The organism is Streptomyces sp. NBC_00076 (genome assembly GCF_045041235.1).
Lineage (GTDB): Bacteria > Actinomycetota > Actinomycetes > Streptomycetales > Streptomycetaceae > Streptomyces.
This window is the reverse complement of record NZ_CP108242.1, coordinates 1,499,750-1,525,299: the sequence shown is the minus strand read 5'-3', so window position 1 is coordinate 1,525,299 and position 25,550 is coordinate 1,499,750. Positions and strand designations below refer to the sequence as shown.

The 25,550-nt window shown below is 69.4% G+C and carries 19 protein-coding genes and 1 pseudogene; 13 read left to right on the top strand and 7 right to left on the bottom strand.

All coding sequences use genetic code 11. The annotated features are described in order from the left end of the window. Positions 1-48 precede the first annotated feature (48 nt). The 4 genes from OHA64_RS07005 to OHA64_RS06990 all read left to right on the top strand — a co-directional run bounded on the left by OHA64_RS07005 (position 49) and on the right by OHA64_RS06990 (position 4,493). Positions 49-1,011: a substrate-binding domain-containing protein gene (locus OHA64_RS07005; protein ID WP_405609523.1), complete on the top strand. Its 963-nt coding sequence runs from the start codon at positions 49-51 to the stop codon at positions 1,009-1,011. 19 nt (positions 1,012-1,030) lie between these two features. After that, positions 1,031-2,536 (top strand): sugar ABC transporter ATP-binding protein, encoded by a 1,506-nt coding sequence (locus tag OHA64_RS07000; RefSeq protein WP_405609520.1) that lies wholly within the window; start codon positions 1,031-1,033, stop codon positions 2,534-2,536. Positions 2,537-2,602: 66 nt separating this feature from the next. Beyond that, positions 2,603-3,628, top strand: coding sequence for a sugar-binding transcriptional regulator (locus OHA64_RS06995; RefSeq protein WP_405609517.1), 1,026 nt, complete (start codon positions 2,603-2,605; stop codon positions 3,626-3,628). 97 nt (positions 3,629-3,725) lie between these two features. Next, the gene (locus OHA64_RS06990) at positions 3,726-4,493 is read left to right on the top strand and encodes an SDR family oxidoreductase (RefSeq protein ID WP_405609514.1); all 768 of its coding nucleotides are present in this window, start codon (positions 3,726-3,728) and stop codon (positions 4,491-4,493) included. A 111-nt stretch (positions 4,494-4,604) separates the two neighbouring features. Here OHA64_RS06990 and OHA64_RS06985 read toward each other — a convergent pair whose 3' ends face one another. Continuing rightward, positions 4,605-5,792, bottom strand: coding sequence for a right-handed parallel beta-helix repeat-containing protein (locus OHA64_RS06985; protein WP_405609511.1), 1,188 nt, complete (start codon positions 5,790-5,792; stop codon positions 4,605-4,607). A gap of 631 nt (positions 5,793-6,423) precedes the next feature. Here OHA64_RS06985 and OHA64_RS06980 point away from each other — a divergent pair. Together OHA64_RS06980 and OHA64_RS06975 are read left to right on the top strand one after the other, a co-directional pair. Beyond that, a complete protein-coding gene (locus OHA64_RS06980) occupies positions 6,424-7,644 on the top strand; it encodes a right-handed parallel beta-helix repeat-containing protein (RefSeq protein ID WP_405609508.1) in 1,221 nt (406 codons plus the stop codon). Positions 7,645-8,026: 382 nt separating this feature from the next. Further along, positions 8,027-9,133: pseudogene (locus tag OHA64_RS06975) on the top strand (polysaccharide lyase family 1 protein); the annotation flags it as partial. A gap of 72 nt (positions 9,134-9,205) precedes the next feature. On the opposite strand, the gene OHA64_RS06970 reads toward OHA64_RS06975, so the two are convergent. The 3 genes from OHA64_RS06970 to OHA64_RS06960 all read right to left on the bottom strand — a co-directional run bounded on the left by OHA64_RS06970 (position 9,206) and on the right by OHA64_RS06960 (position 14,223). Next, positions 9,206-10,171, bottom strand: coding sequence for a glycoside hydrolase family 6 protein (locus OHA64_RS06970; RefSeq protein ID WP_405609505.1), 966 nt, complete (start codon positions 10,169-10,171; stop codon positions 9,206-9,208). A gap of 311 nt (positions 10,172-10,482) precedes the next feature. Further along, entirely contained in the window at positions 10,483-12,519 is a 2,037-nt protein-coding gene (locus OHA64_RS06965) for a non-reducing end alpha-L-arabinofuranosidase family hydrolase (protein WP_405609502.1), read from the bottom strand. A gap of 54 nt (positions 12,520-12,573) precedes the next feature. Continuing rightward, on the bottom strand, positions 12,574-14,223 hold the full coding sequence (locus tag OHA64_RS06960) for a glycoside hydrolase 43 family protein (RefSeq protein WP_405609499.1): 1,650 nt from the start codon (positions 14,221-14,223) through the stop codon (positions 12,574-12,576). Positions 14,224-14,707: 484 nt separating this feature from the next. Here OHA64_RS06960 and OHA64_RS06955 point away from each other — a divergent pair, with 484 nt between their 5' ends. Then, on the top strand, positions 14,708-16,354 hold the full coding sequence (locus OHA64_RS06955; protein ID WP_405609496.1) for a glycoside hydrolase family 27 protein: 1,647 nt from the start codon (positions 14,708-14,710) through the stop codon (positions 16,352-16,354). Positions 16,355-16,449: 95 nt separating this feature from the next. On the opposite strand, the gene OHA64_RS06950 is transcribed toward OHA64_RS06955, so the two are convergent. Beyond that, complete coding sequence (locus tag OHA64_RS06950) at positions 16,450-17,634, bottom strand: sensor histidine kinase (protein WP_405609493.1); 1,185 nt, start codon at positions 17,632-17,634, stop codon at positions 16,450-16,452. Positions 17,635-17,785: 151 nt separating this feature from the next. Between OHA64_RS06950 and OHA64_RS06945 the strand changes: the two genes are divergently transcribed. Genes OHA64_RS06945 through OHA64_RS06935 form a run of 3 tightly spaced genes read left to right on the top strand, consistent with a single transcriptional unit; the run spans position 17,786 to position 20,920 of the window. After that, positions 17,786-18,157 (top strand): DUF4333 domain-containing protein, encoded by a 372-nt coding sequence (locus OHA64_RS06945; RefSeq protein WP_405609490.1) that lies wholly within the window; start codon positions 17,786-17,788, stop codon positions 18,155-18,157. 19 nt (positions 18,158-18,176) lie between these two features. Continuing rightward, the gene (locus OHA64_RS06940; protein WP_405609487.1) at positions 18,177-18,860 is read left to right on the top strand and encodes an ABC transporter ATP-binding protein; all 684 of its coding nucleotides are present in this window, start codon (positions 18,177-18,179) and stop codon (positions 18,858-18,860) included. Positions 18,861-18,904: 44 nt separating this feature from the next. Next, on the top strand, positions 18,905-20,920 hold the full coding sequence (locus OHA64_RS06935; RefSeq protein ID WP_405609484.1) for an ABC transporter permease: 2,016 nt from the start codon (positions 18,905-18,907) through the stop codon (positions 20,918-20,920). A 116-nt stretch (positions 20,921-21,036) separates the two neighbouring features. On the opposite strand, the gene OHA64_RS06930 is transcribed toward OHA64_RS06935, so the two are convergent. Next, the gene (locus tag OHA64_RS06930; RefSeq protein ID WP_405609481.1) at positions 21,037-21,759 is read right to left on the bottom strand and encodes a response regulator; all 723 of its coding nucleotides are present in this window, start codon (positions 21,757-21,759) and stop codon (positions 21,037-21,039) included. A 186-nt stretch (positions 21,760-21,945) separates the two neighbouring features. Then, a complete protein-coding gene (locus tag OHA64_RS06925) occupies positions 21,946-22,716 on the bottom strand; it encodes an SDR family NAD(P)-dependent oxidoreductase (protein WP_405609478.1) in 771 nt (256 codons plus the stop codon). A gap of 443 nt (positions 22,717-23,159) precedes the next feature. On the opposite strand from OHA64_RS06925, the gene OHA64_RS06920 reads away from it, so the two are divergent. The 3 genes from OHA64_RS06920 (at position 23,160) to OHA64_RS06910 (ending at position 25,516) form a co-directional block, all read left to right on the top strand. Beyond that, on the top strand, positions 23,160-23,468 hold the full coding sequence (locus tag OHA64_RS06920) for a hypothetical protein (protein WP_405609475.1): 309 nt from the start codon (positions 23,160-23,162) through the stop codon (positions 23,466-23,468). A 48-nt stretch (positions 23,469-23,516) separates the two neighbouring features. Continuing rightward, complete coding sequence (locus tag OHA64_RS06915) at positions 23,517-24,776, top strand: nucleotide sugar dehydrogenase (protein WP_405609472.1); 1,260 nt, start codon at positions 23,517-23,519, stop codon at positions 24,774-24,776. A 206-nt stretch (positions 24,777-24,982) separates the two neighbouring features. After that, positions 24,983-25,516: an EF-hand domain-containing protein gene (locus OHA64_RS06910; RefSeq protein ID WP_405609469.1), complete on the top strand. Its 534-nt coding sequence runs from the start codon at positions 24,983-24,985 to the stop codon at positions 25,514-25,516. Positions 25,517-25,550 lie beyond the last annotated feature (34 nt).

Sequence of the window (25,550 nt, the reverse complement as noted above, 5' to 3'; positions counted from 1 at the left end):
TCGCTCACCCCTGCACCACCCTCCGCTCTGCTCGAAGGAGCCGTTCTCATGAAGACCCAACCTGCGATAGCGGTCAGCATCGTGGCCACCCTGGCGCTGAGCGCCACCGCCTGTGGACGAGGCGGGGACGCCGGAGCGGCCACGGCCGACGGCAAGCCGGTGACGATCGGCCTGTCCGTGGCCAATCTCCAGGCCGACTTCTTCAACCAGATCAAGCAGTCCGTCGAAGCCGAGGCCAAGAAGAAGGGCATCAAGGTCATCGTCTCCGATGCCCGAGGCGACGCGGCCACCCAGGTCAACCAGATCCAGGACTTCATCAGCCGTCAGGTCAGCGCGATCGTCTACATCCCGGCCGGCGCCACGGCGGCCGGTGTCCCGGTGAAGGCCGCGAACCGCGCGAAGATCCCCGTCGTCACGGTCGACCGCAACCCACCGGACGTGCCGGGCAAGTCCTTCATCGCCACCGACAGCGTCGCCGCCGCCAAGACGCTCGGCGACTGGGTGATCAAGCAGAAGGGCGGAAAGGGGCAACTGGCCATCCTTCAGGGCCAGATCGGTACCACCCCGCAGGTGGACCGGCAGAAGGGGTTCGAGCAGGCGCTCGCCGCCGCACCCGGCGTCAAGGTGGTCTCCCAGCAGACCGCCGACTGGGCGCAGGACAAGGCGTACTCGGTCGCCCAGGACATGCTCCAGGCCCACCCCGGCATCGACATCATGTGGGGCCAGGCCGACGCGATGGCGCTGGGTGCGGCACAGGCCGCCAAGGGCGCCGGGAAGAAGCCCCTGATCGTCGGCTTCGACGGTGACTACGCGGGCATCAAGGCGGTCGCCAAGGGCACCGTCGACGCCACCATGGTCCAGCAGACGCAGAAGATGGGCCGGATGTCCGTGGACACCGCACTGGACATCCTGAACGGCGAGAAGGTCCCGGCCCAGCAGCTCCAGCCCGCCTTCCTCCTCACCAAGGACGACCAGGCGAAGGCCGCCGAGTACATCAAGAGCCACCCCTGAGCGCGGGAGGAACGTCACCATGACGGACGTCAGCCGCCTCCCGGGGGACGAGGCCCACCAGGGCCTCGTCGTCCGGGGAGTGTCCAAGCGCTTCGGCGTGACCCAGGCCCTCGACCGGATCGACCTCGACGTACGCCCCGGAGAAGTGGTGGCGCTGCTCGGCGAGAACGGCGCGGGAAAGTCCACCCTGTCCAACATCGTCGCCGGTACGTTCCCCTCCGACACCGGCCACATGGCCTGGCAGGGACGGCCCTACGAGCCGAGGTCGCCGGGGGACGCCATCAACCACGGGATCGGGCTCATCCACCAGGAGATGCGTCTGCTTCCGGACCTCTCGGTCGCCGAGAACGTCTTCCTCGGCCGACTGCCGGTACGCGGCGGACGCGTCGACCGTGCCGAGATGAACCGGCGGGCGGAACAACAACTGCGGCGGCTCGGCCTCGACATCTCCCCGACCGTGCCGGTCCGTACGCTGCGGGTCGCCGCCCAGCAGCAGGTCGAGATCGCCAAGGCCCTGACGCTCGACGCGCGGCTGCTGATCCTCGACGAACCCACGGCCGCACTCGGCGGCGACGAGACCGACCACCTCTTCGAGCGGATCGACGCGCTCCGCAACGAGGGCGTGTCGTTCGTCTACGTCAGCCACCGACTGGAAGAGATCGCCCGGATCTGCGACCGCATCGTGGTGATGCGGGACGGACAGTGCGTCGCCACCCATCAGACCGCGCAGGTGCCGGTGCCGCAGCTCGTCGAGGAGATGGTGGGGCGCAGCATCGAGCGCATCTTCCCCGACACCGGAGCCCCCGGGCCCAGCGAGGTCCTACGGGTGGAGGGGCTCACCAACCCCTCCTTCCACGACGTGTCCTTCAGCGTGCACGAGGGCGAGGTGTTCGGTATCGCGGGCATCGTCGGCGCCGGCCGTACCGAACTGGTGCGGGCCATCGCGGGCGTCGACCCGGTGACCGCCGGAACGGTGGCCGTCGGCGGCCGGGTGCTGCGGCTGCGCGGACCGCGGGACGCCATCGAGGCGGGAGTGGCCCTCGTACCCGAGGACCGCAAGGGCCAGGGCGCCGTGCTCGACATGTCGATCGGCGACAACGTGGCGCTGCCCAACCTCGACCGGGTCGCCCGCAGGGGCTGGCTGACTCCCCAGCGCGTCAGCGAGGTCGCCACCGACGCCATCAAGCTCATGACGGTGAAGGGGCGGGCGGGCCAGCCGGTGCGGACGCTGTCCGGCGGGAACCAGCAGAAGGTCGTCATCGCCAAGTGGCTGGAACGCAAACCGAAGGTCGTCATCCTCGACGAGCCGACCCGCGGCATCGACGTGGGCGCCCGCGCCGCGATCTACGAGGTGATAGCCGAGCTGGCCCGGTCCGGTATGGCGGTCGTCGTGGTCAGCTCCGATCTCGACGAGGTCCTCGGACTGTCCCACCGTGTGCTCGTCCTCAGCCGGGGACGCCAGCAGGGCGTTCTGCCCTCGGAGGAGGCGACGGACGTCGCCGTGATGCGTCTCGCCACGGCATGATGCAACGGGTGCCGTCGCCTGGCCCGTGGCGGCCCCGAAGCATCACAGGCCTGCTGAAAGGACACGATGGACCCCCGCAGCCGCACCGGTCAGCCGGTGAACCGCCGTACCACGCGCATGGCGACCACCGACGAGCAACTACGCCTGATGACGCGGGTCGCACGCCTCTACCACGAGCAGGGCATGCGGCAGCCGCAGATCGTCGAGGAGCTGCACATCTCCCAGGCGCGCGTCTCCCGGCTGCTCGCCCAGGCCACAAAGCTGGGGATCGTCCGGACCATCGTGGTGCCGCCGGAGGGCGTCTTCGCCGACCTGGAAGATCTGATCGCGACCCGTTACGGGCTGCGTGACGTCGTGGTCGTCGATGTCGAGGGAGAAGGGGACGAGGTCATCCCGGCCCTCGGTGCGGCGACCGCCGTCTACCTGGAGACCACGCTCATGGAGGGCGACCGGCTCGGCATCTCCTCCTGGAGCGCCACTCTTCTGGCGGCCGTCGAGGCCATGAGGTCCCGCCCCGGCAAACGGTCCCTGGAAGAGGTAGTCCAGCTGATGGGCGGCGTGGGCGACCCTCAGGTCCAGGTGCAGGCGACCCGTCTGATGGGACGGCTCGCCGAGACGACCGGCGCCGAACCGGTCTTCATGTCGGCGCCCGGAGTCGTCGCGAGCCCGGCGATCCGGGACGCCATCCTCGGCGACCCGAAGGTCAGCAGCGTGGCCGACGTGTGGAAGCACCTCACCATCGCCGTCGTCGGCATCGGCAGCCTCGAACCCTCGCCGCTGCTGCGCCGCAGCGGCAACATCTTCTCGCTGGAGGACCAGGACAGGCTCCGCGGCCTCGGCGCCGTGGGCGACATCTGCCTGCACTTCTTCGACGAGAACGGCACCCTGCTCGACACCGAGCTCAACGATCGCGTCATCGGCATCGACCCCGACACCTACCGCGCCGTCCCGCGGCGCGTCGCGGTGGCCGGGGGAGACCGCAAGTACGCCGCCATACGCGCGGCCGTGCTCGGCGGATGGGTCGATGTGCTGATCACCGACCTGGGTGTGGCCAGACGCCTCGCCGACCGGCCGGAGGCACAGCTTCCGTAGCGGCCGAAGGCGTGCGCCCGGCGGCAGCCCGTGGAACGTCCGCACACCGAGGACGGCCGAGGACCGGCTGTCCGACCACCCCGTGGAGGAAGAACTCATGGCCGCACCGTCTTTTCGTATCGACGACCGCGTCGCCCTCGTCACGGGAGCCGGCAGCGGCATCGGCCGCCGGCTGGCGATCGGCCTGGCCGAGATGGGCGCGGACGTCGGGTGCGTCGACCTGCCCGGGAGTGACCTGGCCGGCACCGTGAAGGCCGTCGAGGAGACCGGACGGCGAGCGGTCGCCGCGCCCGCCGACGTCACCCGGCCCGACGAGCTGGCCGAGATCGTGGCCCTGGTGCAAAGGGACCTCGGACCGTTGCGGCTGGCCGTCAACGCCGCGGGCATCGCCAACGCCACCCCTGCCGAGGACATGCCCCTCGAACAGTGGAACAAGGTCATCGACGTGAACCTCACGGGCGTGTTCCTGTCCTGCCAGGCCGAGGGGCGCGCCATGCTCGCCGGCGGTGGCGGTTCCATCGTCAACATCGCGTCGATGTCGGGCACCATCGCCAACCGAGGACTGACGCAGGCGCACTACAACGCGTCCAAGGCGGGCGTGATGCACCTGTCGAAGAGCCTGGCCACGGAGTGGTGCGGCCGCGGCATCCGGGTCAACAGCGTCAGCCCCGGCTACACCGCGACGCCCATGAACCAGCGAGCCGAAGTCGCGGAACGCGTCAAGCAGTTCGAGTCCGACACCCCGCTCGGACGGATGGCGACGGTCGACGAGATGGTCGGTCCCGTCGTCTTCTTGCTGAGCGACGCCGCGAGCTTCGTCACCGGCACGGATCTGATCGTCGACGGTGGCGTGACGTGCTGGTAGGGGACGACTCGTAGCGTTCCCGGCGACGACGGCTGTTCACCGGCTGCTACGGCGACTTGGACCAGGAGTTCACCGACCCCCGCGATCCGAACAAAAGGTCGGGCAAGCCGCTCAGAACCGTGCCCCGACGTCCGCGCCGTTGCCGGGGCGCAGGAACGTGGCGGACGGGATGGCGCCGTCGGCCGCCCGGGGTCCCGTGATCGTGCTCGCGTTGGTGCTGACGAACGACCAACTGCCGCCGAGATTCCAGGAGTTGCCGCTTCCGGTAGACGTCGAGCCCAGCGAGACGTTGGTGCCGTTGGCCACCGCGAGGTTCTTTGTCAGCGTGCTGGAGGAACGGTTGAAGGCGAAGCCGGTCTTCGGGTTGTCCCACGCGGTGCAGCGTTCGATCTTCATCTTGCCCGGGTTGTTGTTGTCGACGAAGCCGCCGGCGGAGTTGTCCCACGCCATGCTGTTGCGGACGGTGTGGTTGGCGGCCACGCCGTTGCCGCCCATCTTGAAGCCGTTGCCGTCGCCCTGATAGTCGGGCAGGTTCCACCGATTGAACCCGTTGCCCCAGGCGAGCGCGTTCTCGACGAGGATCGGTGAGTTGTCGAACTCCCAGAAGTCCAGGCCGTCGTCGGAGTTGTTCCACAGCCGGGCGCCGCGCACCACGTTGCCGCTGCCGGAGCCTTCCTTGATGGCCAGCCCGTCGGCGCTCTCGCCGTTGTTCCGCGGATCACGGTTGCCGTAACTGTCCAGGTTCAGGATCTGGTTGTTGCTCGAAGAGCCCTGGAGGTGGAACCCGGACTCGTAGTTGTCCCGGGTGACGAGCCGGTCGAACGTGTTGTTGCTGGTGTCCAGGCCGAACACGCCGTAGGGACCGTGGACGATCTCGAGGCCGACCAGCCGCCAGTACTCGCCCTCGATGTGGACCGCGCCGCGCTGGGGGCGGGGGATGGACGAGTCCACCGCGCCCGGTGTGTACGGCATGTTCTCACCGTCGATGACCACACGCTCGCCGTTGTAGCCGCGCAGGGTGAGAGGTTGGCTCGAGGTGCCGCTTTTGAGCAACTGAATGTTCGTGCTCGGCGCGTACGTTCCGTCCCGGATCTGGATAGTGGTCCCCGCCTGCGCCAGATCCACGGCGCGCTGGATCGTCTTCAACGGGGCGGCGAGCGTCCCCGGGTTGCTGTCGCTGCCGTTCGACGCCACGTACAGGTCGGTCGCGGCATGCGCACCGCCGGCGGAGGCCAGGGTGAGCAGGCCGGCCAGCAGGCCGGAGAGGGCGGCGGGCACGGTGATGTGTTTCAGGCGCAAGATTCGTCTCCAGGATGCGGCCTTGCACGGATGACGGGAAGCGCTTTCCAGGGTGCGAAGCTAGGGTCATGCCCTAGACACGTCAATAGACGCGTACGTGATTCTTGTTTGCGTGCATGAATTTGTCCGAGGTTGTTGCGACGCCCCGGCCGCAGGGGATGCGAGGGCTGAGCATCGGCGGCGAGGGTCGAGCCGATCGTTGGTCGCCGGGCGATCGCGGTACGGCCTGGCAGGCGCGGGCGCATCGTAGGCCCTTGCTCTGTGGCCGCCACTTGCCGTGGACCTCCGCCGCCAAGCGCCCCTCCAGGCGGCGCCTCGCAGACTTGAGACGTGCTGCGTGTGGTGCCGCGACACCGCCACTGGTTCACCTACATGAACGAATTGCAGGCAACGCTATTGACGCGGCCACGGCAAGTCCCTACGGTCCGAGAAAGCGCTTTCCCCGTCTGTGTCAGCCGTATCAACCCCCTCAGCACGCGGAGTCGCAGCAGGGGATCAGCACGAGAACCAGCTCATGCACTGCTGTTCTGTCGCCGGACCCAGGGCCCAGGGCCAACTGCCCCACCCCGCCCCGACGACACGGACCACAGCCCTCGCACACCCCCACAACCGAGGAATCTGGAGACAGGCGATGCAATCGAGAGCCGCAATAGCATCGGTCAGCCTGCTGGCCGGCGCCGCCCTCCTCACACTGTCCGTCAACACGGCACAGGCCGTTTCCGCTCGTGGCGACCACAGCGACACCGTGCCCACAGCGGGCGCCGGTCTGAGGGCGGCGAGCACCGTCCTCTACGTCGCGCCGAGCGGCAAGGACAGCGCGGCCGGAACACAGGCCGACCCGACGACGCTCACCTCGGCGATCAGCCGCATCGCCTCCGGCGGCACGATCTACCTGCGCGGCGGCACCTACAAGTACTCCTCGACGGTCACCATCCCGGTCGGCAGCAACGGCACCTCCGGCGCCCTCACCACCCTCTCCGCCTACTCGGGCGAGAAGCCGGTGCTGGACTTCTCGGCGCAGAGCGAGAGTTCGTCCAACCGGGGCATCCAGCTGAACGCCAACTACTGGCGCCTGTACGGCCTGACCGTCCAGCACGCGGGCGACAACGGCATCGCCGTCGGGGGCAGCAACAACGTCATCGAGCGTGTGGTGACGGCGTACAACCGCGACACGGGCCTGCAGCTCGGCCGGATCGCCTCCAGCACCCCCAAGGCCCAGTGGCCGGCGAACAACCTGATCGTCAGCTCGGAGTCGCACGACAACTCCGACTCCGACGGAGAGGACGCCGACGGCTTCGCAGCGAAGCTCACCACCGGCACGGGCAACGTCTTCCGCTACGACGTCTCCCACCACAACATCGACGACGGCTGGGACCTCTACACCAAGACCGACACCGGCGCCATCGGCCCCGTGACCATCGAGAACTCCCTCTCCTACAACAACGGCACGCTGAGCAACGGCACCCAGAACAAGAACGGCGACCGCAACGGCTACAAGCTCGGCGGCGAGGACATCAAGGTCAACCACGTCGTCCGCAACAGCATCGCCTACCGCAACGGCAAGCACGGGTTCACCTACAACAGCAACCCGGGCACGCTGACGATGTCGAACAACGTCAGCATCGACAACGGCACCCGCAACTTCTCGTTCGACGAGGGCACCTCGGTGTTCAAGAACGACACCTCGTGCCGATTCAGCAGCGGCGGATCGAACGACAAGGTCGTCGGTAACGCCGACACCTCGAACCAGTTCTGGTCCGGCTCGAACGGGTCCCGGTGCTCCTCGTACTCCGGCGCCCTGAAGTGGTCCTTCGCCTCGAACGGAAGCCTGGTCGTGACCTTCGGTGGCTAGGTGGTGAAGCCGTGAGCGACCCTGTCGCCCGGATGCGGTGAGGACCGGGGCCTGTCCGGTTCGGATGGGCCCCGGTCGGCGGCGGGGCACGTGCCGACGGTCGGGAGGACCGTCGAGGGCGTGCCACCGGCAGAAGCCCAGGTCTTGAAGGACTCGAAGTCTCCCGACCGCGTCGGGCACCGGCAAGACACGACAACTGGTTCTCTCCACGCCGCACATGGCCACCTGCTCGCGCTGCCCATCCGCACGCCACCTTGCGTGGAAGGGCGCCGAACAACCGTCGCCGATCCCCGACCCCCTGCTTCCCCAGGGGGTCGGCGAAAGCACCCCCCGGCACTCGAAGACGAACGAGGAGACGAGGATGACGAACGAGAAGACAAGGATGCGGAGGCCGGTCGCACTGCGACTCCGTGCGGCGCTGGCCACGATGGCTCTCGCGTCCGCGGCGGGCGCGGTTCTGTCGATACCCGAGGCGTCGGCGGCGACCAGCGGCGCCACCGGCTACGCGACCCAGAACGGCGGCACGACCGGAGGCGCGGGCGGGCAGACGGTCCGGGCCACCACGGGAACCGCGATCCACGCGGCCCTGTGCGGCAGGGCCAGCAGCAGCACCCCGATCACCATCGAGGTCCAGGGGACCATCAACCACGGCAACACCAAGAAGGTGTCGGGCAAGAGCTGCAGCACAGCCGACGGCGTGATCGAGCTCAAGAAGGTCAGCAACGTCACGATCATCGGGGTCGGCAGCGGTGCCGTCTTCGACCAGGTGGGCATTCACGTCCGCGAGGCCGGCAACATCATCATCCAGAACGTCACCGTCCGGAACGTCAAGAAGTCCGGCTCCCCCACGTCCAACGGCGGAGACGCCATCGGCATGGAGCGTGACGTCCACAACGTCTGGGTCGACCACACCACACTCGAGGCGTCGGGCGGGGAGTCGGAGGGCTACGACAGCCTCTTCGACCTGAAGGACAACTCCCAGTACGTGACCTTGTCCTACAGCACCCTGCGCAACTCCGGCCGCGGAGGACTCGTGGGGCACAGTGACAGCGACCTCTCGAGCAGCTTCGTCACGTACCACCACAACCTGTACGAGAACCTCGACTCCCGTGCGCCCCTGCTGCGTGGCGGCACGGCCCACATCTACAACAACTCCTACGTACACCTGAACGAGTCCGGCATCAACTCCCGGGCCGGAGCCCACGCCAAGGTGGACAACAACTACTTCAAGGACAGCAAGGACGTCCTGGGCACCTTCTACACCGACAAGGCCGGTTACTGGCAGGTCAGCGGCAACGTCTTCGACAACGTGACCTGGTCCGCCCCCGGCAGCGAGAACCGCCCCGCCGGCCCCGACCCGAAGTCCAACACCACGGTCAGCATCCCCTACTCCTTCAGCCTCGACGCGGCCAGTTGCGTGCCGAGCATCGTGAGCCGGACGGCGGGCGCCAACAAGGGTATGCGGGTGTCGGACGGCAGCTGCTCGCCGTAGACATGCGGCGGGCGGTGCCCGTGGCTCGGCCGCAGGGCGTGGATGGACCGGGGCCACGGGGGTCCTGGATCAGAAGCCGTAGATCATCTTGTAGGCGGCCTCGGGGAGGAACTGCCCGGCCGAGGAGCCGGATCCGACACCGCAGTTGCCGTCGGACTCGCCCGGGGTCTTGATCCACAAAAGCATCTCGGCGCCTCCGCCCAGCCGGGTGGGGGTGCCGATGCGGCGGCCTGAGGGATTGCACCACTGGCCGTTGGAGCCGTTGCCGTTGCGGCTGGTGTCCACGACGAACGGCTTGGTGTAGCCGTAACGGGACGCCAGTTGGCTGTTCACGGCGTTGCCGTAGGAGGTGTTCTCCGCCGTGGTGAAGTAGTTGGAGATGTTGAGTGAGAAGCCGTGGGCCTGTCGGAGGCCGGCCTCATGGAGACGCTGGGCCATGGTCGCCGGGCTTTCCCAGCCCGGGTTGCCGGCATCGAGGTAGACCCAGGTGTTGGGGGCCTGGCGGCCGAACTGGGCGAGGGCCCCGGTGAGCATGCCCTGGCGTTCGCTGATCTGAGCCTGCGTCATGCAGCCGTAGTCCCCGAGGGAGTCCGGCTCCAGGAGTACGACGGCCGGTCGGTTGGCGATCCCGCCGGCGAACTGGGAGATCCAGGTCGCGTAAGCGGAGGGCGAGGCGGCTCCGCCGGCGGAGTGTCCGCCGCAGTAGTCGCGGTTGTAGATGTTGTAGGCGACGAGGACGGGCAGTTTGTCCACGGAGTCCGCCGCCCCGGCGTACCCGCCAGTGGCGGTGCCGATGGTGCCGCTCCAGGAGCCGAACCAGCGGGCCATCGGAGTGTTGGCGATGGAGGCGTTGATCGCGGGCGCCCGGCCGTCGCCGGGGTTGGCGGTGGCCCACCTCTTCGCGCTGGAGTCGGGGTCCGCGTAGAACCCGTTGGTCATGGTGGTCGGGTCGGCGGCGTGGGCGGACGGTGCGACGGCGAGCGCCAGCGGCAGAGCGAAGAGCGCTGCCGCGAAGGTGCGGAGTCTGCGGCGCATGACGGTACCTCGGTTTCCTGGCAGGGATGCGTCGCACGCTCTCGTCCCGAGCGCGCGACGCGCTGAGGTGGTGCGGTGGAATGACGTCCCCCGTACGGGCGGCTCCGTCGCGGGGGCGTTGTGCTTCTCGAAGGCCTGACAGTGCGAGTGGGAGCGCTCCCAAAGGAAGCGGTTTCAACACCGTGGAACGCGTTCGGGTGTGGCCCGTACCGTGTGGTGGGCTGCTCGAGCCGACCGGCGTCGTTGCCGATCGTTCGACCCGCCGACCTGCCTGGACGGGCCCCCGGCTCGTGCCGGGGGCCCGGAGACGGTCAGCAGGTCGAGTTGGTCTGGGTGAGGAGGCCGAGCCGCCACGGCAGGTTGTTGTAGTCACCGCCGGCGTTGGGGTCCTTGCCCTGGTACAGGTACTGCAGCTTGCAGGCCGGGATCGTGAGCGTCTGGTCGTAGCCCGCGCGGATCATCTCGCCGTGACTGATGTCCCGGGTCCAGGTTCCGGCGGGCAACGTCACGTTGCTCGACTTGGCGAACGGGTTGCCCTCGGACGCGGCCAGAGGTGACCACGAGCCGGCGAGGCTGCTCGCGGTCCAGGAGCGGAAGTAGCGCCGGCCGTCCGATCCGATGGCCTCGACGAGGAGCAGGTACTGGTTGCTGCCCTGCACCTTGTACACGTTGCTCGCTTCGAACATGGCGAACTTGGAGTCCTGGGCCGCGATGACGGTGTTGGTGAAGCCGTTCGGGAACTGCCCGACGGTCGTCTGGGAGCGGTACAGATGCCCGTTGTCGTCGGAGGAGAACAGGTAGCAGTTGGCGCTGTCGCAGATCACCCACATGTCGACCCAGTAGCCGTTGCCGATGTTCTGCCGAATGATGTCCGGCATCGACGAGTAGAAGTTGCGCGGTGCGCTCCACCCGTTGGGGTTGCTGATGTCGGGGTTGGTGGAGTACGAGGCGTTGCCGGTCTGGTAGACGAGATACCACAGGCGCTGCTGTGTGTTGTAGAAGACCTGGGGCGCGGCCCGGTACCCCGCGCCGATGGCGGTGCGGTCGAGGTAGTGGTGTGTGGCCGAACCCGCCTGCGACCAGTCACTGAAGCTCAGGTACACCAGGTTGTACCCGGCGGAGCTCGCGGTGCTCGCGAACACGTGGTACTTGCCGTTGTAGTAGACGACCGACGGGTCCTTGATCCCGGCGATCCTGTGGGTCGCGTCCGGCTTGGGCGCGATCAGCGCGCCGCTCGAACTCCAGCGGAAGGAGGAGGGAAGCGCGGCGGCGGACCGGGCCGAGCGGGCGTCCGTCCGCTGCGCCGCGACACTGCCGCCCAACGCGGTGAGCGTCGACTGATAGGCCGCCTTCTTGTTGCCGTTGCGGTCGAACAGCAACGGGTTCTCCCCGCTGCGCCAGGAGTCGCTGTCGCGGATGCCCCAGACGGTGATGCCGGTACAGCGCCCCACGTTCATGCAGGCCCTGACCGTGTTCGCGTACGCGTTCGGCGGCGCCTGAGCGATGTCCAGCTCGGTGATCTGGACGTCCACGCCGAGAGCGGCGAAGTTCGACAGCGTCGTCTGGAAGCTCGACGGCGGGCCGCCGGCACCGAAGTGGGACTGGAAGCCGACGCAGTCGATGGGCACGCCCCGCGACTTGAAGTCGCGCACCAGGCGGTAGACACCCTGGGTCTTGGCGTCGCTCCAGTTCTCGATGTTGTAGTCGTTGTAGCAGAGCTTGGCCGCCGGGTCGGCCGACCGTGCGGTGCGGAAGGCCTGCTCGAGGAAGCCGGCGCCCAGGACGTCCCGGAAGACCGAGCTGCGCAGCTGGCCGCTGCCGCCGTCCTCGAAGGCCTCGTTGACCACGTCCCAGGAGTGGATCCGGCCCTTGTAGTGGTTCATCACCGTGGTGATGTGGTTGTTCATCACGCCGCGCAGCGTGTTCGCGTCCCTGATGGAGCTGACCCAGCCGGGCAGCTGGTTGTGCCACACCAGGGTGTGGCCCCGTACGCGCTGACTGTGGGACGTCGCGCCGTTCACGATCTGGTCGGCGGCACCGAAGGTGAACTGTCCGCGGTTGCGCTCGGTCGCGTCCCACTTCATCTCGTTCTCGGGTGTGACCGAGTTGAACTCGCGACCCAGGATGCCGGTGTACGTGCCGTCGCCGAGCCGTCCGGAGGCCACGGCGGTCCCGAAGTACCGTCCGGACTGGGCCGCTTGGGCCCCGAGAGTGGAGGCCCGGACGGCGTCCGGCGCAGCGGGCGCGTCGGGCGCGGCGGCCGCGGCCTCTGGCGTCACCAGGGCGGCCAAGGCCAGCAGGGATAAGACCGACGCTCGGCGTCGGCCGAGCCGTTTCAGCGGGTTCATGGTTCTCCTCGTACGGTTGGCGGGGGGTTGGGTGGTGCGGTCGGTGGGATCGGATCAGGGCGTCGACAGCTCGAACCGCGGGATGCGGACCGCGCCGCCGAGTGCCTGGGTGGCGTGGTTGAAGAGGGCGAATCGGTAGCCCATGAAGAACCGCCAGTCGTTGCCCATGGAGAAGGCGGGCCCGAGGCGGGTGAAGTTGTTGCCGTCGGTGCTGTAGGAGAAGGTTGCGGGGCGTGCCGCGCCGGGACGGATGTCCGCGGCCGCGCGCAGCCTGACGCGGCTGCCGGTCAGGGGCGCGCTCGCCACCTCGGTACCGGTGCCGGTGGTGTTCCAATTGCCGTCCATGGTCAGCCCGTTGACCATCACCACCCGCGTCGCGCCGCCGTCGCGTCTGACACCGATCCAGGCGGAGGAGTCACGCAGCAGCGCGAGTCCGGCCCGGTCGCCGTCCCGCATCGCCGAGAAGTCGAGTTCGACGGTGGCCGTGGAGGAGGGGCCCTGGATGCGGTGGGTGAGGGTGTTGCGGGCCCAGTACAGGTCGTTGGTGACGGTGGCGGTCCGCAGGGTCAGTCCGTTGCTGACCGACCACTTGGTGGTGTCCGGGTTGTGGTTCCACTCCCACCTCGGCTTGAGGCTCGTGCCGTCGAATGTGTCGACGCCGATCATGGAGGTGACCTGGCGGGGTGGAGTGGGGACGGCCGGGCTGGGATACGAGGCGCCCCATGCGCCGTTCACGAGCTGCACGACGGGCCAGCCGTCCGGAGTCCAGGTGACCGGTGCGAGGACAGGCATCCGGCCGCCGGGGTACGCGTCCACGAAGGCCATGTAGTACCAGGCACCGCCCTGCGTCTGCACCAGCCCGCCCTGGTGCGGGACCCCGCCGCCGGCGATCGGCCCGCGCAGGTCGAGGAGGACCTGGCGCATCGTGTAGGGACCGAAGGGGCCGCTCGATGACTTCAGGATGTACTGGCCGTTCGCGGGGCGGGTCAGGAAGATGTAGTACTGCCCGTTGATCTTGTAGAAGCGGGAGCCCTCGAGGGTGCCGACACTCGACGGCGCGGTGAAGACCTGCTGCGTGCGGACCTGGTTGCGCCCGTCGGGCGAGAGCTGGGCCACGCTGATGGTGGTGTTCCCGTACGCCACGTACAGGGTGTCGTCGCTGTCCACGAGCAACCCCGCGTCGTAGTACGGCGTGCTGATCGTCGTGAGTCTGCTCCACGGCCCCTCGGCAGCGGTGGCGGTGTAGATGTACGTCCTGGCGAAGTCGATCTGGCCGAGCCAGTAGAAGGTCCTGTTGCTCGGCCGGTAGGCCAGCGACGACGCCCAGACGCCGCGTACGTAGCCACGGCCACCGTTCAGGTCGTACTTGGCGCCGAAGTCGAGGACGGGCACCGAGTGACCGGCGATCTCCCAGTTCACCAGGTCGTACGAACGCAGGACGGGTGCGCCCGGCGAGTAGTGCATCGTCGAGGCGGAGGCGTAATAGGTGGCGCCGACGCGGATGACATCGATATCCGCGAAGTCCTGCCAGATGACCGGGTTCGTGTACGCCGGGGCGGCCGCGGGGGTCGACTCGCGAGCGGGAGCGGCCGCCGCGGCCCGGGGGGCTCTGGCCAGAGGCAGGAAGGCACCCGTGACGAGGCCTGTGGCGGCGGCCAGCGCACGGCGGCGGCCCAATGATTGATGAGAGCATGACATATCCATGTGTCGTTCTCTCTGTGAGGAAGTGCTTCGTGGCGGGTCGACCTCGTGATGTTCGAGATCGCGAACACTCGGCGACTCATTGAGCATCCTGGATGATAGGAAAACGAGAGCTCCCGTCAATACGTCTCGCATGATTCGTTGTTTCCATCGAAATATTTCGCCATCTGAGGGTTCTCATGGAGCACCGCTGCGGTCTTCCGCTGTCCCGCCGTCAGCCACGAAGAGGGCGTCGGCATACGCGATGTGAGCGTACGAGTGGTGTTGACATGCTCGGAAACTGCTCTAACGTCCGTGACGTCAGCGATCCGAAATCGGACCGAAATTTCGAACCATCATAAATGTCATGTGCATGATGTGAGTCGACCGCAGTGCGGCATTCATCCCCTGTCTGTCGACCTGGCGACGATCGCATCGCCCGCAGAGCCCTTCGCGAGCGCCGTAGGTGTGCAGCCCACGGCGCCAGTCCCGGAAAAAGGAGCCCACGGTGCCCAGACGATCAGGCAGACGACTGCTCCGTCTCTTCGCGGCCGCCGCGCTGACGGTCACCGCGTCCCTCACGGCCTCGGTCCACTCCACCGCTTCGGCCGCGCCCGGCAGCCCGGCACTCACTCCACCGCTCGGCTGGAACAGCTGGAACAGCTTCGGATGCGGGGTCACCGAGGCGCAGGTCCGCCAGGCCGCCGATGCCATGGTGTCCTCGGGCATGCGGGAGGCCGGCTACCGGTACGTGGTGGTCGACGACTGCTGGTTCGACCCACAGCGTGACGCGGCGGGCAACCTGCGGTCCAACCCGACCAAGTTCCCGAGCGGGATGAAGGCCCTGGGGGACTACATCCACAGCAAGGGCCTGAAGTTCGGCATCTACCAGGTGCCGGGCGAACGCACCTGCGCGCAGACCAGCGGTGGCTATCCCGGGTCGACGGGCAGCAGGGGGCACGAGACCCAGGACGCCGCCGCGTTCGCCTCGTGGGGCGTCGACTACCTCAAGTACGACTGGTGTTCCTCCAGCGGTACCCGTGACGAGCAGGTCGCGCGGTTCACGCTCATGCGCGACGCCCTGCGTGCCACCGGGCGGCCGATCGTCTACAGCATCAACCCCAACAGCTTCCACGCCATCACCGGCTCCACGTACAACTGGGGCGAGGTCGCCGACCTGTGGCGGACGACCGAGGACCTGCTCGACATCTGGCAGAACGGCAACACCAACAGCTATCCGATGGGCGTCGGCAACGTCCTGGACGTCACCGCTCCGCTGGCGGCGCAGTCCGGCCCGGGACACTGGAACGACCCCGACATGCTGGTCGTCGGTCGTCCCGGCCTGTCACTGACCGAGTCCCGCTCCCATTTCGCCCTGTGGGCACTGCTGAGTGCCCCGCTCATGGCCGGCAACGACATCCGCACCATGTCCGCCGACGTGAGCGCGATCCTGCGCAACCCGCGTCTGCTGGCGGTGAACCAGGATGCGCTGGGCGCGGGCGGGCGCAGGGTGCGCGACGACGGCAACACCGAGGTGTTCGCCAAACCCCTGTCCGACGGTTCCGTCGCGGTGGGCCTGTTCAACCGGGGAGGCGGCACCGCGACGATCACCACGACAGCGGCACAAGTCGGCCTGTCCGGCGGGTCGTTCACCCTCACCGACCTGTGGACCGGCGGTACGTCCAGCACGTCCGGAGCGATCTCGGCGAGCGTCCCCGCGCACGGGGTGGCCGTGTTCCGGGTAAGCGGTGGCAGCCCGCTCGCCGCCACCACCTCGCGGCTGCGCGGCAACGGCTCCGGCCGCTGCCTGGACGTGGACAACGCCTCCACCGCTGCCGGGGCCACGGCACTGATCTGGGACTGCCACACGGCCGCCAACCAGCTGTGGACCACGTGGGCAGGCGGCGAGATCCGTGTCTTCGGCGACAAGTGCCTGGACGCCTACGACCGCGGCACCACCAACGGCACCCGTGTCGTCACCTGGTCCTGCAACGGCCAGGACAACCAGAAGTGGACCATCGGCTCCGACGGGTCGATCCGCAACGTTCACGCCGGGCTCTGCCTCGACGTGGACCGGGCCGGCACCGCCAACGGGACTCCCTTGGTCCTCTGGTCCTGCAACGGCCAGGCCAACCAGAAGTGGACCCGCGTGTGACGAGCGGTGCGCGCCGTTCGCGACGATCACCCGTCCAATGGCGTCGGGGCGCCAGATGGAGAACCGGCAGCTGTCCGAAGGGAGGGGCGTTCCCTTCAGGGCTGCCGCGCCGGGAACACCGCCCGCACCTCCCACCCCCCGCCGTCCCACGGCCCGGCGTCCAGTTCGCCGCCCAGCGCGGTCACCCGCTCCTTGAGGCCGACCAGGCCGAAGCCGCCGCCGTGGGCGGCCGCCGGGAGTTGGGTGCCGCCGCGGCCGTCGTCCGCCACCGACACCTCCAGCCGGCCGGTGCCGTCCAGTAGGCGGACCTCGATGTGCGTCGCGTCGGCCGCGTGCCGGCGGATGTTGGTCAGTGCCTCCTGGACGACCCGGAAGGCCGCGGCCTGGATCTCGTGGGGAAGATCATGGGGCACGGCGGGGTCGCGGTGCAGGAGGACCCGCTGGCCCGGGGTGGCGAAGCCCTCGATCAGTTCGGTGATTCCCGCGAGGTCGCCGACCGGGCGGTGGCCGGCCGCATCGGGACCGGTGTCCCGCAGCACGCCGACCGTGCGGCGCATCGAGGCGAGGGCCTCGGTCGCGGCGCGCTCGATGCCGACCAGGACGGGGTCCAGGTCCTGTGGCGTGGTGGCCACCATCATGCGGGCCACCTGTGTCTGCACGAGGATGCCGGTGACGTGGTGGGCGACGAAGTCGTGCAGGTCGGCCGCGATGGCCAGGCGTTCGCTGCGGCGGGTCTCGCTCACGGCGACGGTGCGGCGGTAGTCCATCGAGCGCAGATAGGCCGCGAACCCTACGACGAGGCCGACCAGGACCAGGCCGATCATCTCCAGGGCCACCAGCTCGTCACCGCTCTGCGTCACGTCGCCGCGTAGCGGCAGGATGAGCAGCGCGCCCGCGTCGAGGGCGCCGCACACCAGGGCCGAGCGCGGCGGACAGTGCCGTACCGCGATGAAGAGCAGGCTCAGAAGGATCATGATCTCGCCCGGGCCGGGCACGACCTCCTCTCCGGCCAGCAGTGAAGCGGCTGTGAGGAGGGCCGAGGCGAGAGCGGGCACGGCGGTGCGCACCTGCGGTGTCAGCTGCTCGGGCCGCCGCCCGGCGGGCCACAGCACTGCGGCCAGTCCGACGAGCACCACGGCCAGGGTCGGCCAGACCGGGCCTGCCGTCGGCAGGACGCTCGTACCGTCGGAGCCCGCGAAGAGGACGTCGACGACGGACGCGGCGAGCAGGACGCCGACGGCGAGGCCATGGGCGCAGCCCCGGCCGGAGACGGACTTCATGCCGATCACCGTAGGCCAGACCTTCGGCAGCGGGATCGGCCGAACGGTCGAGGGAGCCGGCCGCTGATTCCGGCCGTTCGGCCGAGGCGCGCGCCCGGGCCCGCGGGCGAATGTGGAGCCGCATCCTCACCACGGACACCAGGAGTACGCGATGCAGCGCAACAAGTTTCTCGTCGGCGTCGTCGGTGGCGTGACCGCCGTCGTCGCGCTCGGCGGACTCGGCACGCATCTGCTCGCCGGCACCGAGTCGACCAGCCGTCTGGACGAGTACAGCACGGCATCGGTGGACGGTCACAAGGCGCTCACGGCGAACATCGTCGCGGGCCGTACCGAGAGCAAGTACCACCCGCTGCCCTGGGTCGGCGACAAGCTCTCCGGCGTCACCTGCCCGACCGGCCTCAAGGCCATGACCGGAGCAACCCTCACCTGCACCGGCAAGAAGGGCGACGGCGCGACCGTCAACATCCCCGTCCGTGTGACCAAGGCCGACGCCAAGAGCGTCACCTGGAAGTTCGAGCGCTGAGAAGGGCCCACAACACGCCATGAGCACCGTCCTGGCCGGACACGGCCTCGTCAAGAAGTACGGCTCCACCACCGCGCTGGCCGACGTGGACGTCGAGGTCCGCGAACACGACACACTGGCGATCATGGGCCCGTCGGGGTCCGGCAAGTCGACCCTGCTGCACACCCTCGCCGGGATCATCCGGCCCGACGGCGGCCAGGTGCTGCTGCGTGGCGAGCGCATCGACAACCTGGGCGAGAACAGGCTGAGCGCGCTGCGCCGCAAGCGGTTCGGGTTCGTCTTCCAGTTCGGCCAGTTGCTGCCGGAGCTGCCGGCGGAGGAGAACGTGGCGCTGTCGCTGATGCTGGAGGGCGTCCCGCGCAAGGCAGCCGTCGAGCGCGCCCGCGGCTGGTTCGCGCCGCTGGGCCTGGAGGGGTTGGAGCACCGTCGCCCCGGACAGCTCTCCGGCGGCCAGGCCCAACGGGTCGCCATCGCCCGCGCGCTGGTCGTCGAACCGGACGTCGTCTTCGCCGACGAGCCCACCGGCGCCCTGGACCAGGGCACCAGCACGGAGGTCGTCCAGCTCCTGACGTTCGCGACCTGGAACACGGGCGCCGCCCTGGTGATGGTCACCCACGACGCCGACGTCGCCGCCCACTGCGACCGGATCCTCCAGGTCCGGGACGGCCGGATCAGCGGCCACAGCCAGTTCACCGTCGCCTGAGACGCCCCGAGTCGCCCGCGCCCGAAGATCTTCCGGAGTCCCTGATGCGTTCCCCCGTCCTGCCCCTGACCTGGCACCTCGCCAGGTCCTCCGGCCGCCGCGGCCTGCAGTCCCAGCTGCTCGCGGCCGGCGCCGGCGCCGTCGGCTCGTTCCTCCTGCTGCTGATGATCGCCGCCGCCCTCGCAGCCGGCGCCCGCGCCGACCACACCACATGGCGCACCCCCGACGCCGTACCGGTCAAGCGGGCGACGGCCGTCCAGGCCACGACCACCACGTACGTCCGCCGAGAACCGCTCACCGTCGTGAACCTGGCCCAGCTTCCCGGCCGTCCGCCGGCCCCCGCGCCGCCCGGCCTGACCGGCTTCCCGAAGCAGGGCGAGGTGTACGTCTCCCCGGCCTTGGCCGCGCTGTCGCACAAGCTGCCCGCGAGCCAACTCGCCGACCGCTTCCCGAAGACGAAGTCGTACGGCACGATCGGCGCCGCCGGTCTCGCCTCGCCCGACGAACTGGTCGCGGTGGTCGGACGGGAGCCCGGCGACACGGCCGTCTCCAAGACCGCCGGGGAGCAGAGCTACTACGACGAGGGGATGAGTGAGCGCGCACCGGTCTCCGGGTTCTCGGGCACCGAGGCGAGCGTGTTCACCGGCTTCGACCGGGGGACCGTGCTGCTGGGTGTGGTGCTTCTGGTCGTTCCGGTCGTCGTGCTGGCCTCGGCCGCCGGACGGCTGGGCGCGGCCCGGCGTGAGCAGCGGCTCGCCGCGCTGCGGCTGGCAGGGGCGACCCCGCGGCAGATCCTCGCCATGACCGCCGTCGAGGCGGCGGGAGTCGGCGGGGCCGGTGCCCTGGCGGGCGCGCTCGCCTACACGGCGCTGCTGCCCGCGCTCGCCGAGCTCCCGTACGGCGTCGGCGCCTGGTACACCGGTCAGCTGTGGGTGGGACTGCCGTGGCTGGCAGCGGTCGTGGCGGCGGTCACCGCCCTCATCACCGTGAGCGCGGTGACCATGCTGCGCCAGGTGGCCACCTCGCCCCTGGGCGTGGCCCAGCAGGCCAACCCGCGCCGCACCCGCGCGATCCGCCTGCTGCTGTTCATCGCGGTCCTGGGTTACATCTGGGCGACCACGAGCGCCGGCGGCCAGCTGAAGCCCCGGCAGTTGATCGCCCTGTTGGTGCTCTTCTACGGCGCGTTCTGGCTGCTGGGTCCCTGGGTCGTGGACCGGCTGGGCCGGATCGTGGGCCGCTGCGCCAACCGCCCGGCCACGCTACTGGCCGCGCGCCGGCTCAGCGACGATCCGCGCGGATCCTGGCGGACCGTCAGCGGTCTGGTGCTCGCGGGGTTCGTGGCCGGGTTCTTCTCCGTCAGCACCCTGGATTTCGTGGGCCCGGGCCACGAGGGCCAGGTGGCGGTGGTCACCGCGAACGCCGCCGACGCCCGACACGCCGCCGCCGAGGCCCGTACGGCGCTGCGCCGGGCGGGCGTCACCGCGTCCGTCACCGTCACGAGCGAGGATGACTACGACAGCCTGCTGGGTGGTGCCACCGGAGTGATCGCCCATGTCTCCGGCGGCCAGGAGAGCATCGACACCGCTGTCACCGCCCTGACACCCGTGGGCTCGGGCAGGTATCCGTTCACGCAGGAGTACGTGTCCGCGCCGGACGACACGGTCATCGCCCGCGTTGCCACCGTCAGCACCGCCACCCTGGTGCTGAGCTTCCTTGTCGCAGCCGCCTCCGCCGGCCTCACGGCGGCCGCGAACGTCCTCGACCGGCGCCGGGTGTACGGCCTGCTGCGGCTGGCCGGCACCCCGCTGAAGGTGCTGGACCGGGCTCGAGTCCGCGAGACCGTCATCCCGCTGGCCGTCCTGGCCGGCGGCACCACCACGATGGGCGCCTTCGGGGCCATGCAGCTCAACAAGGCGGCCGGCACCACGATCAACACCTCTGGTGCCGCGCAACTGGTGCTCTGCTCGGCCGTCGGCGCACTTGCCATGTTCGCCGCGATCGCCGGCAGCAGGCCGCTGCTGCGGAAGGTGACGGCGGGCCCGGCACAGACGGCGGACTGACGCAGACGGCGCTCTGACGCAGACGGCGCTCTGAAGCAGACGGCGGACTGACGCCGTACCGAGACGGACACCCCGACCAGCCATGGCCGCCGCGCCGCCAGCGCCGACTGCGCATGTCAGGTCCGGGGTGTCGGCCGCAGCTGCCCGTTCTGCCACGCCCAGGCGGCGATCTCTACGCGGTTTCGGACGCCCAACTTGAGCTGGGCGCTGGAAAGGTGCGTCTTGACGGTGGACAGGCTGACGTACAGTTCGGCGGCGATCTCGGCGTTGGTCCTGCCGACCGCGACCAGCCGCACGACATCCAGTTCGCGGTCGGTCAGCGCGGCCGACGGCTCGGGGGAGGCTCTGCGCTCCTCGGCCGGCGGCTCGGCGGAGGCGCTGCGCTCCGGCGCGGTCAGGTGCCTCAGCAGCCGGACGGTGACCGAGGGCGAGACCAGGGAGTCGCCGTTCGCCGCGGCTCGGACCGCCTCCGCGAGGAGGGTCGGCCCGGAGTCCTTCAGGAGGAAACCGCACGCGCCGCCGCGCAGCGCCCCGTACACGTACTCGTCCAGGTCGAAGGTGGTGACCACGACAACCCGGAGCGGGGCGGCCACGTCGGGTCCGGCCAACAGCCGGGTCGCCGCCAGACCGTCCAGCCTCGGCATCCGGATGTCCAGCAGGCACACGTCCGGCCGCAGGCGGCGGGCCAGCGCCACCGCCTCCTTCCCGTCGGCGGCCTCGGCGACGACCGTGATGTCCGGTTGGGCGTCCAGGAAGAACCGGAAACCGGTGCGCACCATCGCCTGGTCGTCGGCGATCAGGACCCGGATGGGCGGGGTGCTCGGGGCGGGGCTGGTCATGGTTCGATCATGCCTCAGGTGCGGGGACTTTCGGGGCGGCTGGGTGGCAGCTCTCCGTCCTCGGTCCGGCGATCTCGCGGACCCCCGACCTGGTCCAAAGCTCGCAACGGTGTGCCGGTCAGCCGCAGCGACAGTCTCGTCGCGGCATCGCATCGCACAGTAGCCGTGCTGGCGCCGACGGGGATTCTATTGGGAGGCCAGGCTCCGCAGGACCGCTGAGGAGACCGAAGTGGGCAGGACGCTCAGGGTGCGAACCAATGCGGTTGTCGCCCAGGGGAAGTACGCCTGTGCCGGTTCTCTCTCCAGAGCGCGTACGACATGGCGTGCCGCGCGCTCCGTGCTGACCTGGAAGGGTTTGGGCAGGCTGTCGGCGTTGACCCGGTCGGTCGCCACGAAGCCGGGGTGGATGCTGGTGAACCGGATCCCCTTGGGCGCCAGTTCGACGCGCGCGGCGTCGATGAGCGTGCGGGCGGCCGCCTTCGCGGCGGAGTAGGGGCCTTGGCGGGGGATGCCCATGAGCCCGGCCAGCGAGTTGGTGTGGGCGATCAGGCCGCCGTGCGTCTGGTTTCCCAGCTGTGCGATCAGCGGGATCAGGTAGTTGACGACGACGTCGTAGTTCAGCGCTCTGATCCGTGCCACGTCTGCCACGGTGACGTCGTCCATCGACATGTCCGGTCCCTGGCCGGCGTTGAGCAGGGCGATGTCGATCGAGCCGTACTCGGCGACGGCGGCCGCCACCACGTCGGCGGCCGCCTGCGGGTCCAGGGCGTCGGCGGCGATGTCCAGGCAGGCGCTGCCGGCCGCTCGCACGTCCTTCGCCAGGGCCGCCAGCTCGGGGGCTCGTCGTGCCGTGACGACCAGACGGTTGCCACCGTGGCCGAGCCGGCGCGCGACCTCCGCGCCGATCCCTGATGAGGCGCCGACGATCAGAACCGTCCTGCCCGTGATGCTTGCCACGGTATTCCTTTCCGCTTGGCCCTGGAGGTCGTCGACACCGTCCGCGCGGTATGGCCGAGGGCTTGCCGGTCTCTTTTACGCCTCGACCACCGACTGGCTGACCGAGGGGGGCGTCCACGACACCGGTGAGCGCTGCCGCACCGAAAAGGCCCTTCTCGCGCACCCGAGTTCGCAGGCAACGCTATCGCGGGACGGCGCGTTCTTCCGCGGGTGGCCGCTGGTCGGCAGCCGACGAGGGATCGCCTTGGCCGGAACCGGTTTCTCGCCGCGACGGTGAACCCGTGCGCGTCCAATACCGGCGGGGCGCGCGGATCACCGACCGAGACGTCAATTCAATTTGACGGCATCACTGGTTCGGGCGCACAAGGGTGGGCCCGTGCTTAGCCGGTGCATCTCCAGAGAAGGATCATTTCGACAATACGCTGCCGAAAGGACCACAATTCATGCGCTGCGCCCGTGTGTTCATGCTCGCTGCCGCCGGGGCGCTGCTCGCAGCAAGCGCCGCCACCGGCACTGCAGCCGCGGCGGAAGAGGGCGACGTTGTGGTGTTCAGTACGGAAGTTGCGCCACTGTCTGTGTATCACGACCCGCACGGGTGCCAGAAGCTTCCGCCCGACGCGCATGTGCTGACGAACCGCACCGATCGTCCGGTCACCATCTACGCCGACCCGTTCTGTCTGACCCCCGGGCTTACCGTGCAGCCTGGATACGGCTCGCACGTGGCGCCCGGCAGCGGCAGTTTCTCCGCCTGAGCCACCGCTGTTCCCGTTCCCCCCACACACCCAGGAGAACGTACGCACATGGCCGCCGATCTCGTCGTCATCGGGCTGGGGCATGTCGGGCTGCCGCTCTCCAGAGCCGCGGTCTCGGCCGGTTTGGCGACCGTGGGGTACGACGTGTCCGGCACGGTGGTGTCCGGACTCACCGCAGGCCGCTCCCATGTCGGCGGCGTCCTCGACTCCGAGGTCGCGGTCATGCTGGACGCGGGATTTCATGCCGCGACCGACCCGGCGGTCCTGGACGGCGCGCAGACCGTGGTGATCTGTGTGCCGACCGGACTCACACCGGAGGGCTTACCCGACCTGTCCGCGGTCGAGGACGCAGCCCGGGTCGTCGCCGCCCGGCTGCGTCCCGGCACGCTCGTCGTCCTGGAGTCCACCAGCTATCCCGGCACCACGGAGGACGTCGTGAGGCCGCTGCTGGAGCACGGCAGCGGGCAGCGGGCGGGCGAGGACTTCCACCTGGCGTATTCGCCGCAGCGCATCGACCCCGGCAACGAGACGTGGACCATCCGCAACACGCCGAAGGTCGTGAGCGGTTGCAGCGCTCTGTGCGCCAAGTACGCCGTCGCGTTCTACTCCCGGTTCGTGGACCATCTCGTGGTCGCCCGCGGCACGCGGGAGGCGGAGATGGCCAAACTTCTCGAAAACACCTACCGGTACGTCAACATGGCCCTGGTCGACGAAGTGGCACTGTTCTGCCACGAGACCGGCATCGACATCTGGGACGTGCTGCACTGCGCCGCGTCGAAGCCGTTCGGCTTCGCACCCTTCAGGCCCGGACCCGGCGTCGGCGGGCACTGCGTTCCCGTCGACCCCCGCTATCTCGCCGCGCGGGCCGAATCTCAGGGCTTCGCCTTCCGTACGCTGGCAGCCGCACACGAGGTCCTCGCCCGTATGCCCAGCCATGTCGTGGACCGAGCGCTTGCCCTGCTCACCGAGGTCCGAGGCCGCCCTGAGGGCGCACGCGCCCTGCTGCTCGGAATCACCTACAAAGCGGATGTGGCCGATGTCCGGGAGACGCCGGCGCACCCGGTGGCGGCAGGACTGCTCGCCGCCGGTGCCGAGGTGTCCTACCACGACCCGTACATAGCCGAGTTCACCGTCGGCGGCCGGTCATTGCCGCGCGCCGAAAACCTCCAGGAAGCCATGGCCCAGGCCGATGTGGCGATCCTGTTGCAGGACCACGCCTGTTACGCGAGGGAAGCACTGGGCCAGGCCGGCTGCGCCCTGCTCGACACCCGCGGCAAGGCCGTGGGCAGCCGGGTCACCCTTCTCTGATCCCCGCGCGCCGGCCTGAGCTGGTGCCTCCTCGCGCCGGCCTGAGCCGGCGTCTCCCCCTGCCGGCCGTCGCCGGCCCCAGAGCCCGCGCAGCGGTACCGCCCTGCGCGGTCGCGGCCCTGCCCAGGTGCCGCGGTCCGTGATCCACCCGGAACAAGAAGCACCACCCGACACCATCGGACTCCGTCCGAGAGAAGGAGAGACACATGAGCACCGCTGTCGCCAACGACCGCCTGGTGAAGCGCTTCGAGAAGTGGGACACCGACGGCAACGGCGTCCTGGAGGCGAGCGACTTCCAGGGCGAGGCCGCCCGGATCGCCCAGAACCTCGGCAAGAGCGCCGACTCCCCGGAAGTCCAGGCGCTCCGCAGCGCCTTCCAGGGGCTGTACGAGCACCTGGCCCAGAAGGCCGGCGTCCCGGCCGGTGGCGCCATCAGCCGTGAGCAGTTCCTCGACGCCACGGGTGAGTTGCTGTTCAAGGAGGGTGAGGCGAGCTTCAACCGCGCGCTCTCTCCCATCGTGAAGGCGCTGGTCAGCCTGTGCGACGACAACCACGACGGCGAGATCGACGCCCGTGAGTTCCAGGCCTGGCTGTCCGCCGTCGGCGTGCCGGCCTCCCAGGCCGGGAAGATGTTCCAGAAGGTGGACACGAACGGCGACGGAAGGCTGTCCGAGGACGAACTGCTGCAGGTCGTCCGTGACTTCCACTTCGGCCGCCTGGAGGTCGACCTGCTCGGCTGACCTGCCGGAGCGGCAGCTGTGACCCGGATGGGCG

Coding starts and splice junctions, on each gene's coding strand:
- OHA64_RS07005 (WP_405609523.1), top strand. CDS start 49: ATGAAGACCCAACCTGCGATAGCGGTCAGCATCGTGGCCACCCTGGCG.
- OHA64_RS07000 (WP_405609520.1), top strand. CDS start 1,031: ATGACGGACGTCAGCCGCCTCCCGGGGGACGAGGCCCACCAGGGCCTC.
- OHA64_RS06995 (WP_405609517.1), top strand. CDS start 2,603: ATGGACCCCCGCAGCCGCACCGGTCAGCCGGTGAACCGCCGTACCACG.
- OHA64_RS06990 (WP_405609514.1), top strand. CDS start 3,726: ATGGCCGCACCGTCTTTTCGTATCGACGACCGCGTCGCCCTCGTCACG.
- OHA64_RS06980 (WP_405609508.1), top strand. CDS start 6,424: ATGCAATCGAGAGCCGCAATAGCATCGGTCAGCCTGCTGGCCGGCGCC.
- OHA64_RS06970 (WP_405609505.1), bottom strand. CDS start 10,171: ATGCGCCGCAGACTCCGCACCTTCGCGGCAGCGCTCTTCGCTCTGCCG.
- OHA64_RS06965 (WP_405609502.1), bottom strand. CDS start 12,519: ATGAACCCGCTGAAACGGCTCGGCCGACGCCGAGCGTCGGTCTTATCC.
- OHA64_RS06960 (WP_405609499.1), bottom strand. CDS start 14,223: ATGGATATGTCATGCTCTCATCAATCATTGGGCCGCCGCCGTGCGCTG.
- OHA64_RS06950 (WP_405609493.1), bottom strand. CDS start 17,634: ATGAAGTCCGTCTCCGGCCGGGGCTGCGCCCATGGCCTCGCCGTCGGC.
- OHA64_RS06945 (WP_405609490.1), top strand. CDS start 17,786: ATGCAGCGCAACAAGTTTCTCGTCGGCGTCGTCGGTGGCGTGACCGCC.
- OHA64_RS06940 (WP_405609487.1), top strand. CDS start 18,177: ATGAGCACCGTCCTGGCCGGACACGGCCTCGTCAAGAAGTACGGCTCC.
- OHA64_RS06935 (WP_405609484.1), top strand. CDS start 18,905: ATGCGTTCCCCCGTCCTGCCCCTGACCTGGCACCTCGCCAGGTCCTCC.
- OHA64_RS06930 (WP_405609481.1), bottom strand. CDS start 21,759: ATGACCAGCCCCGCCCCGAGCACCCCGCCCATCCGGGTCCTGATCGCC.
- OHA64_RS06920 (WP_405609475.1), top strand. CDS start 23,160: ATGCGCTGCGCCCGTGTGTTCATGCTCGCTGCCGCCGGGGCGCTGCTC.
- OHA64_RS06915 (WP_405609472.1), top strand. CDS start 23,517: ATGGCCGCCGATCTCGTCGTCATCGGGCTGGGGCATGTCGGGCTGCCG.
- OHA64_RS06910 (WP_405609469.1), top strand. CDS start 24,983: ATGAGCACCGCTGTCGCCAACGACCGCCTGGTGAAGCGCTTCGAGAAG.